The organism is Salmonella sp. SJTUF14076 (assembly GCF_015534835.1).
Lineage (GTDB): Bacteria > Pseudomonadota > Gammaproteobacteria > Enterobacterales > Enterobacteriaceae > Salmonella > Salmonella enterica.
On the sequence record NZ_CP064674.1, the window covers coordinates 3,494,094 to 3,510,931 of the forward strand.

Genomic DNA, 16,838 nt, shown 5'->3' on the forward strand with positions numbered 1-16,838 from the left:
GAGGAGAAGCGGCTCCGCTTATCCGGTCTACCGTTGCCTGCAGACCGGATAAGGCAGAGAAAAACGACTACGCCTGCGCCAATTGACGGTCGCGACGGCGTTTAAATGTCCAGCCAATCAACAGCAGAACTATCCAGGCGAAGCCCACATACAGTGAGATGCGGGTATCCGGATGGTAGCCGATAAGCGCAATAATGAACACCAGGAAAATCAGACCCGCTATCGTCGTTACGACACCGCCCGGCACCTTAAATTTCAGCGCTTTTACCTCTTCCGGCGGTAAACGACGACGGAAGGCGATTTGCGACAGCAGGATCATAATCCATACCCATACCGTCGCAAACGTCGCCAGCGAAGCAATCACCAGGAAGACGTTTTCCGGCATGATGTAGTTCAGGTAAACCGCAAACAGCAGCGCAATCGTCATCACCAGTACAGTGACCCACGGAATACCACGGCGTGACGTTTTGGCAAAGACTTTCGGCGCGCTCCCCTGCTCCGCCATACCATGCAGCATACGGCCTACGCCAAACACATCGGAGTTGATAGCGGAAAGCGAGGCGGTCAATACCACAAAGTTCAGAATGCTGGCGGCAAAGGTAATCCCCATATGCTGGAACGTCAGCACAAATGGGCTGCCGTTTGTGCCGACCTGATTCCACGGATAGATAGACATAATGACGAACAGCGTACCGACATAAAATACCAGGATACGCATCGGTACTGAGTTAATGGCGCGCGGAATGGATTTCTCCGGGTCTTTCGCTTCCCCGGCGGTGATACCGATAATCTCAATCCCGCCGTAAGCGAACATCACCATTTGCAGCGACATGATCATTCCCAGCCAGCCATTGCTGAAGAAGCCGCCGTTGCTCCACAGGTTATGAATGCCGGTCGGCTGCCCGCCGTTGCCAATTCCCCACACAATGATGCCGATACCCGCGACAATCATGATAATAATGGTGGCGACTTTGAAGAAGGAGAACCAAAACTCCAGCTCGCCGAACACCTTGACGCTCATCAGGTTGATGGCGCAAATGATCAGCACCACGCTAAGTACCCAAATCCAGTGCGGCACGGCGGGGAACCAGACTCCCATGTAAATGCCGAACGCGGTCACGTCGGCAATGGCGACGATCAGGATCTCAAAACAGTAGGTCCAGCCGGTAATATAGCCCGCAAGCGGGCCGAGGTTTTCCTGCGCATAGCGCGAAAATGAGCTGGCGGCAGGGTTGTGAACGGACATTTCCCCCAATGCGCGCATAATGATATATGCCGCGACCCCGCCAATAATATAGGCCAACAGCACGCTCGGCCCCGCCATTTTGATGGCGTCCGCCGAGCCGTAAAACAGGCCGGTGCCGATTGCCGAACCTAATGCCATAAAGCGAATGTGCCGGGTGCTCAGCCCACGCTTTAGCTTATTATTGCTTTCCATCAATTTCTGACCTATCAACACAATAAAAAACCACGGGGCGTTAAGCCCCGTGGTGTACACATATGTCAGCGATTTTAGTGAGCGCTGGAGGTCACCTGCCGACCCGCCGCGCGATCCCAGATAATCGCCAGGATCACCATCACCACCGTTGGCATCAACCACGCCAGTCCCTGTTCCGCCAGCGGCAAACGCTGACTCCAGGCTGGCAGCATATCGCCAAAGGCAGATGCTTTGATGCCGTCAAGGATACCAAAAAGCAGACTGATAAACATGGCCGGCGCGATGATACGGGTGGAATTATGCCACCATGAGCGGGTAAAACTTAATACAACCAGTGCGATACACGGCGGATAGATAGCCGTCAGCACCGGAATGGAGATTTGAATCAGATGGCTCAGTCCAAGGTTTGACACCACCATAGAGAAGCCGCCGAGAATAAAGACCAGCGTGCGGTAAGACAGCGGAATATACTGCGCGAAAAACTCAGCGCAGGCGCAGGTCAGCCCCACCGCCGTCACCAGACACGCGATAAAGATCAGCGCCGCCAGCAGGAAGCTTCCCGCGCCGCCAAAGGTATGCTGAACGTAGGCATGAAGAATCGCCGCGCCGTTCGCTGACTGATCGACCAGCGTCGCGCTATCAGAACCTAAGCGGAACAAGGCAAGGTAAAGCAGCGTCAGCCCCACGCCCGCCATCAGGCCGGCCCAGACCGTGTAACGCGTCAACAGGCGCGCTTCGGTCACGCCGCGAGAACGCGCCGCGTTCACAATAACGATACCAAACACCATCGCGCCCAGCGTATCCATCGTCAGATAGCCGTTCACAAACCCGTTAGAAAAGGCCGCATTCTGATAAGCGTCCAGGGCGTTGCTGATTGGACCGGCAGGCCAAACGATAGCCGCGACGGAAAGGATGACCAGCGCAATAATTTTCAACGGCGCCAGGAAATTCCCCACCGTATCCAGCAGTTTACCCGGATAGAGGGAAACCAGAATAACGATAGCGAAATAGACCACGCTGTAAATCAGCAACGGCATTGCAGAATCGCCGGTCAACGGAGCGATACCGACCTCAAACGACACCGTCGCGGTACGCGGCGTCGCAAATAACGGCCCGACGGCCAGATAGCAAACGGTCGCCAGCAGGAGTCCCGCCACTTTACCAATCGGCGTACTGAGGCTGTCTACGCCGCCGCCGACTTTCGCCAGCGCTACAACAGTAAGAACCGGTAGCCCTACGGCGGTAATCAGAAAGCCAATAGCGGCTGTCCAGACGTGTTCACCCGCCTGCAAACCGACCATAGGAGGAAAGATAATATTGCCTGCGCCAACGAACAGCGCAAATGTCATAAAGCCCAGGGCGATGATATCGCGCGATTTTAACTGATGGGTCATAAAGTCTTACTGCCTGTGGATGGTGATGTTGTAAACATTAAAATTTTTGCCTTTCCCGGAGGATTATAAAGCGGCGTTTTTTATCAATTTCAGCGGGAAAAGCTCCCGGACCGATGCGGCGAAGAATTGTTTTTCGATTTACCGCGCAAATGCAGTCGTAATGACAGCACCTGAAGCGCAATTTAAACGCTTATAACGTTTTAAAGCAAGGTGGGATCTAAAAACCAGATGAATATAGCGATATGAAATTTACAACCAGAATAAAACACCATTCTCATGAAAAAGTTATGGCTAATCATGCGAACAAAAAATCACCAAACGTTGAATGTTTCAACGAGCCCGTCTTAACTGCAAAGAAAATAAGCCAGCATCCGCTGGCTTATGGAAAGTTATACTTACGAAAGGCAATTAATCGCTATTTTTGGCAATTAAACGTTCCGGCAGCACAAAGCTAAATCGCGTTCCTTTGCCAGGCGAACTGTCGATTTCAAGGCGGCTTTCATGGTGATTCAACGCATGTTTCACAATCGCCAATCCCAGGCCGCTGCCGCCCGTTTGCCGCGAACGCGCTTTATCGACGCGGTAGAAGCGTTCGGTCAGACGAGGAATATGCTCGGCAGCAATACCCGGACCGTTATCTTGAATGCAAAACTCAGCGCCATGCGCGACACGTCGCCAGCTCACCGTAATATGCGTTCCCGCCGGCGTATGGTTTACCGCGTTATACACCAGGTTTGAGATCGCACTACGTAGCTGCTCTTCATTGCCCAGAACGCTAAGACTATCGTCGACCTCAAACGTAAAGGTATGTTTCTGCTGGCTGAGCGTCTGCGCTTCGCGCTCCACGACCCGCAGCATCATCGGTACATCCACTTTTTCATTTAATAACAGCGCCGGGGCCGCCTCAATTTTAGACAGCGTAAGCAGTTGTTTTACCAGCCCTTCCATACGATACGTTTGCTCGCGCATCGTATGCAGCGCTTTCTCTCGCGTCGCCCCCTCCAGCGCCTGTTCCTGCATCATTTCCAGATAGCCTTGCAATACCGTCAATGGCGTACGCAACTCATGGCTAACGTTGGCGAAAAAGTTACGTCTGGCGCCTTCAAGCTGATGCATTTGCGTCACATCGCGCGCCACCATCAGGAGTTGTTTATCGGTATAAGGCATGACGCGGATCTCCAGATGCCGCCCGGTATTGAGCACCAAATGAAGCGGACGGGTGAAATCACGCGTTTTTAAATACTGGGTAAACTCCGGATAACGCAGTAGATTGAGAATATTCTGCCCGTTGTCATCCGGCCAGCGTAGCCCCAGTATCTGTTGCGCCAAACCGTTACACCAAAAAATGCCGCCTTCTTCTGTGGTCAGTACCACGGCATCAGGCAGCGACTCCGCGCCGCTGCGAAAACGTTTAATCAGGTTCCCCAGCTCGCGGCGACGCTTCTTATTTCGCAACTGCATCTGGTGTAAACCGTATAACAGCGGTTCCCAACTTCCCCGTCCCGGCGGCGGCGTCATACTTCTGTCGACCCAAAGCCACCAGGAGAGGCGTAATAAATTCCAGAAATGCCAGACAAGCAGTCCCGTCACCGCCGCCAGTAAAAACCACGGCAGATAACCAAAAAAAGCGCTAAGGATAAGCGCGGGGATGCAACAGAGCACCAGCTCCAGCACCAGCCTTTTCCATGACAGCCGTTCCAGCACGCGTCATACTCCCTCAAGAATGGAAAGCCTTCTCCGCCAGAAACCTGTGATCAACTGGCGGAAAAGGCATTAAAAGCGGGTCGAAAAACGATACCCTGTCCCGCGTACCGTTTGCACCATCCGGTCGTGGCCGCTGTGCTCCAGCGCCTTACGCAAACGGCGAATATGCACGTCGACCGTCCGGTCTTCAACGTACACATTGGTGCCCCAGACATGATTGAGCAGCTGTTCGCGGCTGTAAACCCGTTCCGGGTGCGTCATAAAGAAATGGAGTAATTTAAATTCGGTCGGCCCCATATCCAGCGGGCTGTCGCCGGTCATCACGCGGTGAGAGCCAGGATCAAGGCTCAGTCCCTGCATCTCGATCACCTCTTCGACCGCCATCGGCGAGATACGCCGCATAACGGCTTTAATGCGCGCCACCAACTCCTTGGGGGAAAACGGCTTGGTAATGTAATCGTCAGCGCCGGTTTCCAGCCCGCGCACACGATCTTCTTCCTCACCTCTCGCGGTCAGCATAACCACAGGAATATCCCGGGTCATGGCCTCACGTTTGAGATGTTTAATAAACTGTAACCCTGACCCGCCGGGCAACATCCAGTCAAGAAGGATGAGATCCGGCCAGGGTTCATTAAGTTTATTCACCGCACTGTCATAATCTTCGGCTTCTACGGGCTGAAAGCCATTTTGTTCGAGCACGAAGCACACCATTTCACGGATCGGCGCCTCATCTTCTACGACCAGAATACGTCTCGCCATAATTTGCCCTGTTAGTCGTTAGTTATCAATGCCGCGCCATTATGCGTCAGATTTATGACAGATTTATGAAAAAAAAAGGCGGCATTGACAGCATGTTGATGATTTATGACACCGGTGAAACCGTGCATTACCGTGTACCGGCGGTAAATTGCGCCCAAAAATGGAGGGGATGACGTGTATAATCCCGTTCACGCTTTTTTTGCATGGAACAATTATGCGCATCCTCCACACCTCTGACTGGCATCTGGGACAAAACTTCTACAGTAAAAGCCGCGCCGCGGAGCATCAGGCTTTTCTGGACTGGCTGCTGGAGACCGCGCAGGCCCATCAGGTGGATGCCATTATTGTCGCTGGCGATATTTTTGATACCGGTTCGCCGCCAAGCTATGCCCGAGAACTTTATAACCGTTTCGTCGTTAATTTACAGCAAACGGGCTGTCATCTGGTGGTGCTGGCCGGTAATCATGATTCCGTCGCCACGCTAAACGAGTCGCGCGACATTCTGGCGTTTCTCAATACAACCGTGATCGCCAGCGCGGGCTATGCGCCGCGGCTACTTCATCGTCGCGACGGTTCTCCGGGCGCCGTACTGTGCCCCATTCCCTTTTTGCGCCCGCGCGACATTATTACCAGTCAGGCGGGGTTATCCGGCAGCGAGAAACAGCAGCAACTTCTTCATGCGATTGCCGATTATTATCAACAGCAGTATCAGGAAGCGTGCCAGCTACGCGGCGAACGAAAGCTGCCGGTTATCGCGACGGGACATTTAACCACCGTCGGCGCCAGCAAAAGCGATGCGGTTCGCGACATTTATATCGGTACGCTGGATGCCTTTCCGGCGCAGCATTTCCCCCCCGCAGATTATATCGCATTAGGACACATTCACCGCGCGCAATGTGTCGGCGGCACGGAGCATATCCGCTATTGCGGCTCGCCCATCGCCCTCAGCTTTGATGAGTGCGGCAAAAGCAAATGCGTGCATCTGGTGACCTTCGACCAGGGGAAATGGCAAAGCACCGAAAGTCTGGCTGTCCCCGTGACTCAACCGTTGGCGGTTTTAAAAGGCGACCTGGCATCAATTACCGAACAGCTTGAGCAGTGGCGCGGCGTTGAGCAATCGCCCCCCGTCTGGCTGGATATTGAAATCACAACCGATGACTATCTGCACGATATCCAACGCAGAATACAGACATTAACGGAGTCACTCCCCGTAGAGGTATTACTGGTGCGCCGTAGCCGCGAACAGCGCGAGCGCTCGCTGGCGAACGAGCGGCGGGAAACATTAAGCGAGCTTAGCGTGGAAGAGGTTTTTGCGCGGCGTCTGGCGCTGGAAGCGTTAGATACCCCGCAGCGCGAGCGCCTGAATCAGCTCTTTTCCAGCACGCTCTACGCGTTGAATGAGGAGCATGAGGCATGAAAATTCTCAGTTTGCGTCTGAAAAACCTGAACTCGCTGAAAGGAGAATGGAAGGTCGATTTTACCGCCGAACCGTTTGCCAGTAACGGGTTATTCGCTATTACCGGCCCGACCGGCGCGGGAAAAACCACCTTACTTGACGCCATCTGCCTGGCGCTGTACCACGAAACGCCGCGCCTGAATACGGTATCGCAGTCACAAAACGATTTGATGACGCGCGATACGGCGGAATGTCTGGCCGAAGTGGAGTTCGAGGTAAAAGGCGAAGCCTGGCGCGCGTTCTGGAGCCAGAACCGAGCCCGAAATCAGCCTGACGGCAATCTCCAGGCCCCACGCGTGGAGCTGGCGCGGTGTTCAGACGGAAAGATCTTTGCCGATAAGGTAAAGGATAAACTGGAGATGATCGCCACGTTGACCGGGCTGGACTACGGGCGCTTCACCCGTTCGATGTTGTTATCACAGGGGCAGTTCGCCGCCTTTCTTAACGCCAAAGCGAAAGAGCGCGCAGAGCTTCTGGAGGAGCTCACCGGCACTGAGATTTACGGGCAGATCTCCGCACAGGTATTTGAAAAACATAAATCAGCCCGTCTCGAACTGGAAAAGTTACAAGCGCAGGCCAGCGGCGTCGCCCTATTGGCGGACGAACAGTTACAGCAACTGGAAGCTAGTTTGCAGGCGCTTACTGACGAAGAGAAACGCCTGCTGGCCGACCAGCAGGTACAGCAGCAGCACCTTCACTGGCTGACCCGAAAAAACGAGCTCCACACTGAATTACACGCCCGGCAGCAGGCGCTGTACGCAGCGCAAGAGGCGCGAGAAAAAGCGCAGCCGCAGCTCGCGGCGCTGACTCTGGCGCAACCTGCTCGCCAGTTGCGTCCGCATTGGGAGCGCATTCAGGAACAAACCCGCGCCGTTGAGCGTGTTCGCCAGCACAGTGATGAAGTGAATGCTCGCTTACAAAGCGCGTATCGCCTGCGCCAGCGTATCCGCGCCTGCGCGCATCGACAATTCACACAACTGAACGCCACAGGGCAGCGGTTGAAGACATGGCTGGCGGAACACGACAGCATCCGCGTCTGGCGCAGCGAACTGGCGGGGTGGCGAGCATTATTAACACAACAATCCCACGACCGGGCGCAACTGAGCCAATGGCAACAGCAGTTGCTGAGCGATACGCGTCAGCGTGATGCGCTACCGCCGCTCACGCTCGACCTCACGCCACAGGCGCTGGCGGAAGCCAGGGCATTGCATACCCGACAGCGTCCGCTACGCCATCGTCTCGCCGCGCTTCAGGGGCAAATTCTCCCGAAACAAAAGCGTCAGGCGCAGCTACAGGCAGCTATCGCGCGTCATCATCAGGAGCAGGCGCAATACACCCAACGTCTGGCGGATAAGCGCCTGAGTTATAAGACTAAAGCGCAGGAGCTTGCGGACGTTCGCACTATTTGCGAGCAGGAGGCGCGCATCAAAGATCTGGAAAGCCAGCGGGCGCACTTACAGTCCGGCCAGCCGTGTCCGCTTTGCGGCTCGACGACGCACCCCGCCATCGCCGCCTATCAGGCGCTGGAACTGAGCGCGAATCAAACCCGCCGCGACGCGCTGGAAAAAGAGGTCAAAACGCTGGCGGAAGAAGGCGCGGCGCTGCGAGGACAGTTAGATGCCTTAACGCAACAATTACAGCGGGATGAAAGCGAGGCGCAGTCGTTGTTGCAGGAGGAGCAAGCGCTTACTGAGGAATGGCAAACGCTGTGCGCTACGCTGGGCGTTCAGCTCCAGCCACAAGAAGACCTAGCGGGCTGGCTGACCGCCGCGGAAGAGCATGAGCAACAGTTGGATCAGCTCAGCCAGCGTCATGCTCTACAAACGCAAATCGCGGCGCATACTGAACAGGTAGCGCGCTTTACCGCGCAGATTGCGCAGCGTCAGGCGTCGCTGACGACTGATTTGGCGCAGTATACGCTTTCCCTTCCTGCGCCAGAAGACGAGGCTTCGTGGCTGAATGAGCGCGCCGACGAAGCGAAAATATGGCAACAGCGTCAGACCGAGTTCGCGGATTTGCAAACGCAGATCGACAGGCTTGCCCCGTTGCTGGAGACGCTACCGCAAACGGATACCGCGGATTCCGACGACGACGTGCCGCTGGATAACTGGCGGCAGGCGCATGATGAGTGCGTGTCATTACAAAGCCAGTTGCAAACCCTGCAGGAACAAACGACGCAGGAGCAGCAGCGCGCCGCCGAGGCGATAGCGCACTTTGATGCGGCGTTAAAAAATAGCCCGTTTGACAGCCAGGCAACGTTCCTGGCGGCGTTGCTGGATGAAGAGACCGTGACCCGTCTGGAAAAACAACAACAAACGCTGGAAAGTCAGCTACAACAAGCGAAGGCGTTAAGCGCGCAGTCCTCGCAGGCGCTGGCTGACCACCAGCAACAGCCGCCCGCCGGTCTGGACCCAACGTGTACGGCGGAGCAGCTCGCGCAGCGGCTGGCGCAGTTGGCGCAACAACTGCGTGAAAACACGACACGCCAGGGGGAAATCCGCCAGCAAATTAAACAGGATGCAGATAATCGGCAGCGCCAACGCGCGCTGATGGCGGAAATGAAGCAAGCCTCTCAGCAAGTGGAAGACTGGGGCTATCTCAATGCGCTGATCGGCTCTAAAGAAGGTGATAAGTTCCGCAAATTCGCCCAGGGACTGACGCTGGATAATCTGGTCTGGCTGGCGAATCATCAGCTCACCCGCCTGCATGGCCGCTATTTATTGCAGCGCAAAGCCAGCGACGCGCTGGAACTGGAGGTTGTCGATACCTGGCAGGCCGACGCCGTGCGCGATACGCGAACGTTATCAGGCGGCGAAAGTTTCCTGGTCAGCCTGGCGCTGGCGCTGGCGTTATCAGATTTGGTCAGCCATAAAACGCGCATTGATTCTTTGTTCCTCGACGAAGGCTTCGGCACGCTTGATAGCGAAACGCTGGACGCCGCGCTGGATGCGCTCGACGCGCTGAATGCCAGCGGGAAGACCATCGGTGTGATTAGCCACGTGGAAGCCATGAAAGAACGTATCCCCGTGCAGATAAAAGTGAAAAAAATCAATGGGCTTGGTTATAGCAAACTGGACAAAGCGTTTGCTGTGGAGTAACGCGAGTGTCATCCTGCACACAGCATACCGTCATGACATAGCATAATAATGAATACACAAAGACGAATAAGGAATGGTATTACCTCGCGCTTATCCGCAAGCTATACGTTGATTGGCTGTGACAATTCATAGCCGCAGCGCGCGACATGCGTCTTCATTTTCGGCAGGTGGTATGAAAAAAGTTATTTTTTCTTTGGCACTGGGTACGTTCGGCCTGGGGATGGCCGAGTTTGGCATTATGGGCGTGCTGACGGAGCTGGCACGCGATGTCGGAATAACGATTCCCGCCGCCGGGCATATGATCTCGTTTTACGCCTTCGGCGTCGTGCTGGGCGCGCCCGTTATGGCGCTCTTTTCCAGCCGCTTTTCGCTTAAACATATACTGCTGTTTCTGGTCACGCTGTGCGTGATGGGCAATGCCATATTTACCTTTTCCTCGTCATATCTGATGCTCGCCGTCGGCAGACTGGTTTCCGGCTTTCCGCACGGCGCCTTTTTTGGCGTCGGCGCCATTGTCCTGTCAAAGATTATCCGCCCCGGGAAAGTCACCGCCGCCGTCGCGGGTATGGTTTCAGGGATGACGGTGGCGAATCTGGTGGGCATTCCGTTCGGCACTTACCTGAGCCAGGAATTTAGCTGGCGCTACACCTTTTTATTGATCGCGGTTTTCAACATCGCCGTGCTCACCGCAATTTTCTTCTGGGTGCCGGATATCCGTGACAAAGCCCAAGGCAGCCTGCGCGAACAGTTTCACTTCTTGCGTAGCCCCGCGCCGTGGCTCATTTTCGCCGCCACGATGTTCGGCAATGCGGGCGTTTTTGCCTGGTTCAGCTATATCAAGCCATTTATGATGTACATCTCCGGTTTTTCGGAGACGAGCATGACGTTTATTATGATGCTGGTCGGGCTGGGGATGGTGTTAGGCAATCTGTTAAGCGGCAAACTCTCCGGCAGATATACGCCGCTGCGCATCGCGGTAGTGACTGACCTCGTTATCGTGCTCTCTCTCATGGCGCTCTTTTTCTTCAGCGGATACAAAACGGCATCGCTGACTTTCGCGTTTATCTGCTGCGCTGGTCTGTTTGCGCTCTCTGCGCCGCTGCAAATCCTGCTGCTGCAAAACGCCAAAGGCGGCGAACTGCTGGGCGCGGCGGGAGGACAAATCGCGTTTAATCTCGGTAGCGCGATTGGCGCCTGGTGCGGCGGGCTGATGCTGACGCTAGGTTTTGCGTACCACTACGTGGCGCTTCCCGCCGCCCTGCTCTCGTTTTCCGCCATGTCGTCGTTGCTGGTATACGGACGTCTAAAACACAAGCAGCCATCGGTCACGCCGGTTGCCGGATGACGCCATCCGGCTAGAAACGTTACGCCAGCGGCCACAGCCAGGCCGCGCCGCGCACGCCGCTTGAATCGCCATGCCGCGCCTTACGTACCGGCGTCTCGCACTCGCCGCCAAAAACAAACGATTTCATCAGCGACGGAACCGTCTTGTACAGGCGCTCAACATTGCTCATACCGCCGCCCAGCACAATGACATCCGGATCCAGAATATTCACGACATGAGATAATGCTTTCGCCAGCCGCAGCTCATAACGGCTTAACGCCAGTTCCGCCACGGCGTCCTGCGCGTCGACCAGACGAATAATCTCATCGCCTTTTAGCGCTTTACCGCTCAAACGCTGGTAATCCGTGGCAAATCCCGTACCGGAAATAAAGGTTTCGATACAGCCTTGTTTACCGCAATAACAGGGAATTTCTTCGCGGTAACGCAACTCATCGTCATCCATCCACGGCAACGGATTGTGGCCCCATTCGCCTGCCGTACCGTTGCCGCCGATGTGCGCCCGGCCATTTAGCGCTACGCCCGCGCCGCACCCGGTACCGATAATCACCGCAAACACCGTTTGCGCCCCCGCCGCCGCGCCATCCACCGCCTCTGATACCGCCAGGCAATTGGCATCGTTGGCTAACCGCACTTCACGCTTCAGACGACGGCTCACATCGCTATCGAACGGCTGGCCGTTAAGCCACGTAGAGTTAGCGTTTTTTACCACGCCGGTGTAAGGCGAGAGAGAACCGGGAATGCCAATGCCAACGCTACCGGTCTGGCCGGTCGCCTGTTCCGCCATGTCGACCAGCGTAGCGATGGTTTCTATCGTTTGCTGATAATCCTCCCGCGGCGTAGGCAGACGATGGCGAAACCGCTGCTCTCCTGCATCATCAAGCGCAATGACTTCCGTTTTTGTGCCGCCTAAATCGATACCAATACGCACATACCGCTCCTCATTTTTTGGGAATATCAACAGGGTAGAATTCACCGTTCTGATTGGCAATGCAAGCCTGCCGACAATTCGTTACTATACCGCCTGGATTTAACGACAAGGCCGTGGAAATTATCATGCTGTGGTTCAAAAATTTAATGGTTTACCGTCTTAGCCGCGATATCACATTACGCGCCGAAGAGATGGAGAAACAGCTCGCCTCAATGACGTTTACCCCATGCGGTAGCCAGGATATGGCCAAAATGGGCTGGGTTCCGCCGATGGGCTCTCACAGCGATGCGTTAACGCACACCGCCAATGGCCAAATTATTATTTGCGCGCGCAAAGAAGAGAAAATCCTGCCATCGCCAGTGATCAAACAGGCACTGGAGGCGAAAATCCAGAAACTGGAAGCCGATCAGGGACGCAAGCTGAAGAAGACGGAAAAAGATTCCCTGAAGGATGAAGTGTTGCATTCGTTGCTGCCGCGCGCGTTTAGCCGCTTCAGTCAGACAATGATGTGGATTGATACCGTTAACGGCCTGATTATGGTTGACTGCGCCAGCGCGAAAAAAGCGGAAGATACTTTGGCGCTACTGCGTAAAAGTCTTGGCTCGCTGCCAGTCGTCCCGCTGGCGCTGGAAAATCCGATTGAGCTGACGCTCACAGAGTGGGTGCGCTCCGGTACGGTCGCTCAGGGCTTCCAGTTGCTGGACGAAGCCGAATTGAAAGCGATGCTGGAAGATGGCGGCGTGATCCGCGCGAAAAAGCAGGATCTGGTCAGCGACGAGATCGCCGTTCATATTGAAGCGGGTAAAGTGGTCACGAAGCTGGCGCTCGACTGGCAGCAGCGTATTCAATTCGTCATGTGCGACGACGGCTCCATTAAGCGCCTGAAATTCTGCGATGAGCTGCGCGATCAGAACGAAGATATCGACCGGGAAGATTTTGCCCAACGTTTTGACGCGGACTTTATCCTGATGACCGGCGAGCTGGCGGCGCTGATTCAAAGCCTGGTGGAAGGATTAGGCGGCGAAGCGCAGCGCTAACCAGAGGGGCCCTCTCCGCCGGAGAGGGGACTCACCGTTACAAATAGCGGCACAGATACGAGGTGGGCTCAGCAACCTGGAGATGAAACTCGCTGTGGCCAGGCACGTTAAACACTTCACCGGCTGTATACACTTTCCATTCGACAGTTCCCGGCAACAGTACCTTCAACGCGCCGCTCACAACCGTCATCTCTTCGGGTTCGGCGGTGCCAAAGGTATACTCCCCTTCCGCCATCACACCAACGCTGGCCCGGCCGGTGCTACTGCTGGTAAATCCAATAGACTTCACTTTCCCGGAAAAGTATTCATTGCTTTGTAGCATAATCAGGCCCCGTCTCATTATTAAATTAACACCCAATATAGAGTCCTGACGTTCGGCCTGTCACGTAAAATTAGACAAGCAGTTCTGAAGCTAACCGCGCAATCAAAACATTAGAGAGTAAAACCGGCACATCCAGCGCCTGCTGTAAAATATCCCGATGACGCTGATGAAAACCCAGACAATCCAGCATAATGACGTCCGCGCCTTGATCCAGTAGCGCCTGTCCGGCATCAATTAACTGTTGCTCAGAACCGTGAACCGGATTCGCCAGCGAATACACCGGCGGCATTTGCAATACCTGCCATTTTTTCTCCTGGGCCGCCAGAAGTTCTGCAACAGGCACAATCACGCCCACCTGGTGCCCATCCACAATAGAGGCGACAAGCGGTGGAATAATACGCAGCGGTTCAAGCAAAATAGAATTACGGGCAGCCATACTTTTAATCGCCGCGGTGCTCATCAGAATAATGACATCATAACCCTGGTTATCCAGCACCTCGACAACGCTCTGTAAATCTCGCTCCACCTTCTGGCGGGAAACATGGGCTATCTGGTTATCATTCAGCAACGTCAAAAGCGGATCGTCGCCAGGCTCTACAGCGTAATCCGCCATAACGTCTTCCCGGCTCATTTTTCCCAGCAGGCTATGATGGGTGATGTGTTGTTCGTCGATGTATTCCGTCAGAAGCGGTAACACTTCGCTCATTGGCACAACGCCGATTGTGAGGATTGCCAACGACGCACTCATTTTTATTCCACCTTATTACTTCGTCGTAATTCCCGGGCAAATATTCACACGCTCACCGCGCTACCTGCCCTACAAATCTCAGAAAGCGTAGCAGCAGATGAGCAACGTATTGTGTAAAGATTCCAAATAACTCCAATATTGTATTGTTATCGCTTAATTTACGGTTTTAGTTGCCAGTATAAATGTTTCAAGAATGTGATGGAGATACAATTTAGGGGTACCCGGAATCCCTTCCGAGTGGTTCATGCGTCTATGATTTATCCGGATCTTCGTAACGTTTTTTCGCATCCATCGCTTCTTCTGCGGTCGGATGCTCGCTGATGAGCGAATCAGGTTTTGGATGGTCAGCCCGTAGCTGATACCACGTCACCGTCTGGCCCGGCGTGCCTTTTTCAATGGTGACGATATAAGCTTCCCGCGGATAAGGTGGTCTGGTTGGCATAGCGTTTCCTTTATTCTGGGTGAGCGTTAAGTATAGACATCTCCCTGTAACCGTTGCGTCGACGGCGGCAGCGCCGCAATAATTTCAGAAACGACCTGGGCCGGCGCTTTCGTCGCGTCAATAATGTAATGCGCCGTTTCGCGATACAACGCGTCACGCTGCTCAAGCACTTCCCGAACCTCTTCGCTCAATGGCTTGCCGGTGAGGGTCGGGCGCAGATCCGCTTCAGGTTCAGCCTCAAGCCGATTAACCAGCGTGGATACCGGCGCGCACAGATAAATCACTACGCCAACACGGTGCATATAACGTCGGTTATACTCCGTGAGAATAATACCGCCTCCTGTCGCCACGACAGTCGAAGGCGCGCTTACCGCTTCCAGAGCCGCGGTTTCCCGGGCGCGGAACCCTCCCCAGCCTTCTTTTTCAACGATATCAGCGACGCTCATCTGCACGTGCGATTGCAGCCAGCGGTCGGTATCCGCAAACCGGAAACCGGTTGCCTGCGCCAGCGCCATACCGATGGTGGTTTTCCCACAGCCCCGCGGGCCAACAAGATAAAGAGGTTGCATCATAGCAGGCGTTCCCCCAGGAACTGCGCATACGCAGGATTTGATATCAGCAATGTTATAATCATATCATCTAACTAGTACAACGCATAAATGTAAATAATAATTTACACAAAGGTACTAAATTCACAATATTAGTACTATAGCAAGAATCAGAAATGAATAAACTGTAAATTTTTCATTACACGATTTATTTTTTACGCTGGCTTTCCAGCCACCACTTATCCAGCTCGGCGGCAAAATGCTGACGATCGCGCGGCGAGAGACTGTTTGGTCCCCCCGTTTGTACGCCGCTGGCGCGTAGCGTGTCCATAAAGTCACGCATCGTCAGACGTTCGCGAATCGTGGCGTCGCTATAGCGTTCTCCCCGGGGATTAAGAGCCGCAGCGCCTTTTTCCAGCACTTCAGCTGCCAGCGGAATGTCTGCGGTAATCACCAGATCGCCCGCTTCGCATTGACGCACGATTTCGTTATCCGCCACGTCAAACCCGGCGGCCACGCGGAGCGTGCGGATAAAACGCGAAGGCGGCACGCGCAAGGCCTGATTGGCAACCAGAATAAGCGGTAACTGCATCCGCTCGGCGGCGCGGTACAAAATTTCTTTAATGACATTCGGACACGCATCCGCATCCACCCAGATGGTCATAATGTCTCCCGTACGGTATACAATCTTTTATTGTCTCGCGCTTTTGTCTTTCATCAAAGTGCTGTTTCTCCTTCTGCCCGTTTTCAATCCGCGTTAAGCTAACCATTCCCCATAACACACAAACATAGGGAGTGACGAGATGGAGAAGAAAATCGGTTTTATTGGCTGCGGTAATATGGGCAAGGCTATTCTTGGCGGACTGATTGCCAGCGGTCAGGTACTTCCCGGCCAGATCTGGGTCTACACCCCCTCCCCCGATAAAGTTGCCGCCCTGCATGATCAGTACGGCATTAATGCGGCGCAAAGCGCGCAGGAGGTCGCTCAGGTCGCGGATATCGTTTTCGGCGCGGTAAAACCGGGCATTATGGTGAAAGTGCTCAGTGAAATCTCCTCCAGCCTGAACAAAGACTCACTGGTGGTCTCTATCGCCGCAGGCGTAACGCTTGATCAGCTTGCGCGCGCGCTGGGACACGACCGTAAAATCATTCGCGCTATGCCGAATACGCCGTCGCTGGTCAACGCAGGAATGACCTCCGTCACGCCCAACGCGCTGGTCACACCGGAAGATACGGCTGATGTCCTGAATATTTTCCGCTGCTTTGGCGAGGCGGAGGTGATTGCTGAGCCGATGATCCATCCGGTGGTTGGCGTGAGCGGATCTTCGCCGGCCTATGTCTTTATGTTTATCGAGGCGATGGCGGACGCTGCCGTTCTGGGCGGTATGCCTCGCGCTCAGGCTTATAAATTCGCCGCGCAGGCCGTCATGGGATCGGCGAAAATGGTACTCGAAACCGGAAAGCATCCCGGCGAACTGAAAGATATGGTGTGCTCGCCTGGCGGAACGACGATTGAAGCCGTACGCGTTCTGGAAGAACGTGGCTTCCGCGCTGCGGTAATAGAAGCGATGACGAAGTGTATGGAAAAATCAGAGGCGCTCAGTAAATCCTGAAGCCCG

At 54.6% G+C, this 16,838-nt stretch carries 15 protein-coding genes; 5 read left to right on the forward strand and 10 right to left on the reverse strand.

Annotation, left to right across the window (positions count from 1 at the left end):
• Positions 1-67: 67 nt before the first annotated feature.
• The 4 genes from proY to phoB form a co-directional block, all read right to left on the reverse strand.
• Positions 68-1,438, reverse strand: coding sequence for a proline-specific permease ProY (gene proY / locus HU143_RS17055; RefSeq protein WP_023227291.1), 1,371 nt, complete (start codon positions 1,436-1,438; stop codon positions 68-70).
• 74 nt (positions 1,439-1,512) lie between these two features.
• The gene (gene brnQ, locus HU143_RS17060) at positions 1,513-2,832 is read right to left on the reverse strand and encodes a branched-chain amino acid transporter carrier protein BrnQ (RefSeq protein WP_000149625.1); all 1,320 of its coding nucleotides are present in this window, start codon (positions 2,830-2,832) and stop codon (positions 1,513-1,515) included.
• A gap of 408 nt (positions 2,833-3,240) precedes the next feature.
• Positions 3,241-4,536 carry a phosphate regulon sensor histidine kinase PhoR gene (phoR, locus tag HU143_RS17065; RefSeq protein ID WP_000893645.1) on the reverse strand — a complete coding sequence of 432 codons (1,296 nt, stop codon included), beginning with the start codon at positions 4,534-4,536 and terminating at the stop codon, positions 3,241-3,243.
• 69 nt (positions 4,537-4,605) lie between these two features.
• On the reverse strand, positions 4,606-5,295 hold the full coding sequence (gene phoB, locus HU143_RS17070) for a phosphate response regulator transcription factor PhoB (protein WP_000113921.1): 690 nt from the start codon (positions 5,293-5,295) through the stop codon (positions 4,606-4,608).
• Positions 5,296-5,509: 214 nt separating this feature from the next.
• Between phoB and sbcD the strand changes: the two genes are divergently transcribed.
• From sbcD to araJ, 3 genes are all read left to right on the forward strand, one after another.
• Positions 5,510-6,712 (forward strand): exonuclease subunit SbcD, encoded by a 1,203-nt coding sequence (gene sbcD, locus HU143_RS17075; RefSeq protein ID WP_001221260.1) that lies wholly within the window; start codon positions 5,510-5,512, stop codon positions 6,710-6,712.
• The gene (gene sbcC, locus HU143_RS17080; protein ID WP_023227292.1) at positions 6,709-9,849 is read left to right on the forward strand and encodes an exonuclease subunit SbcC; all 3,141 of its coding nucleotides are present in this window, start codon (positions 6,709-6,711) and stop codon (positions 9,847-9,849) included. Before sbcD ends, sbcC begins: the two co-directional genes overlap by 4 nt.
• A gap of 172 nt (positions 9,850-10,021) precedes the next feature.
• Positions 10,022-11,194, forward strand: coding sequence for an MFS transporter AraJ (gene araJ, locus HU143_RS17085; RefSeq protein WP_000755625.1), 1,173 nt, complete (start codon positions 10,022-10,024; stop codon positions 11,192-11,194).
• Positions 11,195-11,213: 19 nt separating this feature from the next.
• On the opposite strand, the gene mak is transcribed toward araJ, so the two are convergent.
• Positions 11,214-12,122, reverse strand: coding sequence for a fructokinase (gene mak, locus HU143_RS17090; RefSeq protein WP_001219270.1), 909 nt, complete (start codon positions 12,120-12,122; stop codon positions 11,214-11,216).
• 125 nt (positions 12,123-12,247) lie between these two features.
• Between mak and rdgC the strand changes: the two genes are divergently transcribed.
• On the forward strand, positions 12,248-13,159 hold the full coding sequence (rdgC, locus tag HU143_RS17095) for a recombination-associated protein RdgC (RefSeq protein WP_000964305.1): 912 nt from the start codon (positions 12,248-12,250) through the stop codon (positions 13,157-13,159).
• Positions 13,160-13,196: 37 nt separating this feature from the next.
• On the opposite strand, the gene ppnP is transcribed toward rdgC, so the two are convergent.
• The 5 genes from ppnP to HU143_RS17120 all read right to left on the reverse strand — a co-directional run bounded on the left by ppnP (position 13,197) and on the right by HU143_RS17120 (position 15,883).
• Positions 13,197-13,481 (reverse strand): pyrimidine/purine nucleoside phosphorylase, encoded by a 285-nt coding sequence (gene ppnP / locus HU143_RS17100; RefSeq protein WP_000941953.1) that lies wholly within the window; start codon positions 13,479-13,481, stop codon positions 13,197-13,199.
• Between the two features lie 70 nt (positions 13,482-13,551).
• Positions 13,552-14,229: an AroM family protein gene (locus HU143_RS17105; protein ID WP_001276437.1), complete on the reverse strand. Its 678-nt coding sequence runs from the start codon at positions 14,227-14,229 to the stop codon at positions 13,552-13,554.
• A 250-nt stretch (positions 14,230-14,479) separates the two neighbouring features.
• Positions 14,480-14,671, reverse strand: coding sequence for a protein YaiA (gene yaiA / locus HU143_RS17110; protein WP_001143161.1), 192 nt, complete (start codon positions 14,669-14,671; stop codon positions 14,480-14,482).
• A gap of 26 nt (positions 14,672-14,697) precedes the next feature.
• The gene (aroL, locus tag HU143_RS17115) at positions 14,698-15,243 is read right to left on the reverse strand and encodes a shikimate kinase AroL (RefSeq protein WP_000983569.1); all 546 of its coding nucleotides are present in this window, start codon (positions 15,241-15,243) and stop codon (positions 14,698-14,700) included.
• 184 nt (positions 15,244-15,427) lie between these two features.
• Positions 15,428-15,883 (reverse strand): YaiI/YqxD family protein, encoded by a 456-nt coding sequence (locus HU143_RS17120; protein WP_000158134.1) that lies wholly within the window; start codon positions 15,881-15,883, stop codon positions 15,428-15,430.
• 139 nt (positions 15,884-16,022) lie between these two features.
• On the opposite strand from HU143_RS17120, the gene proC reads away from it, so the two are divergent.
• A complete protein-coding gene (gene proC, locus HU143_RS17125; RefSeq protein ID WP_000412193.1) occupies positions 16,023-16,832 on the forward strand; it encodes a pyrroline-5-carboxylate reductase in 810 nt (269 codons plus the stop codon).
• Positions 16,833-16,838: the final 6 nt, after the last annotated feature.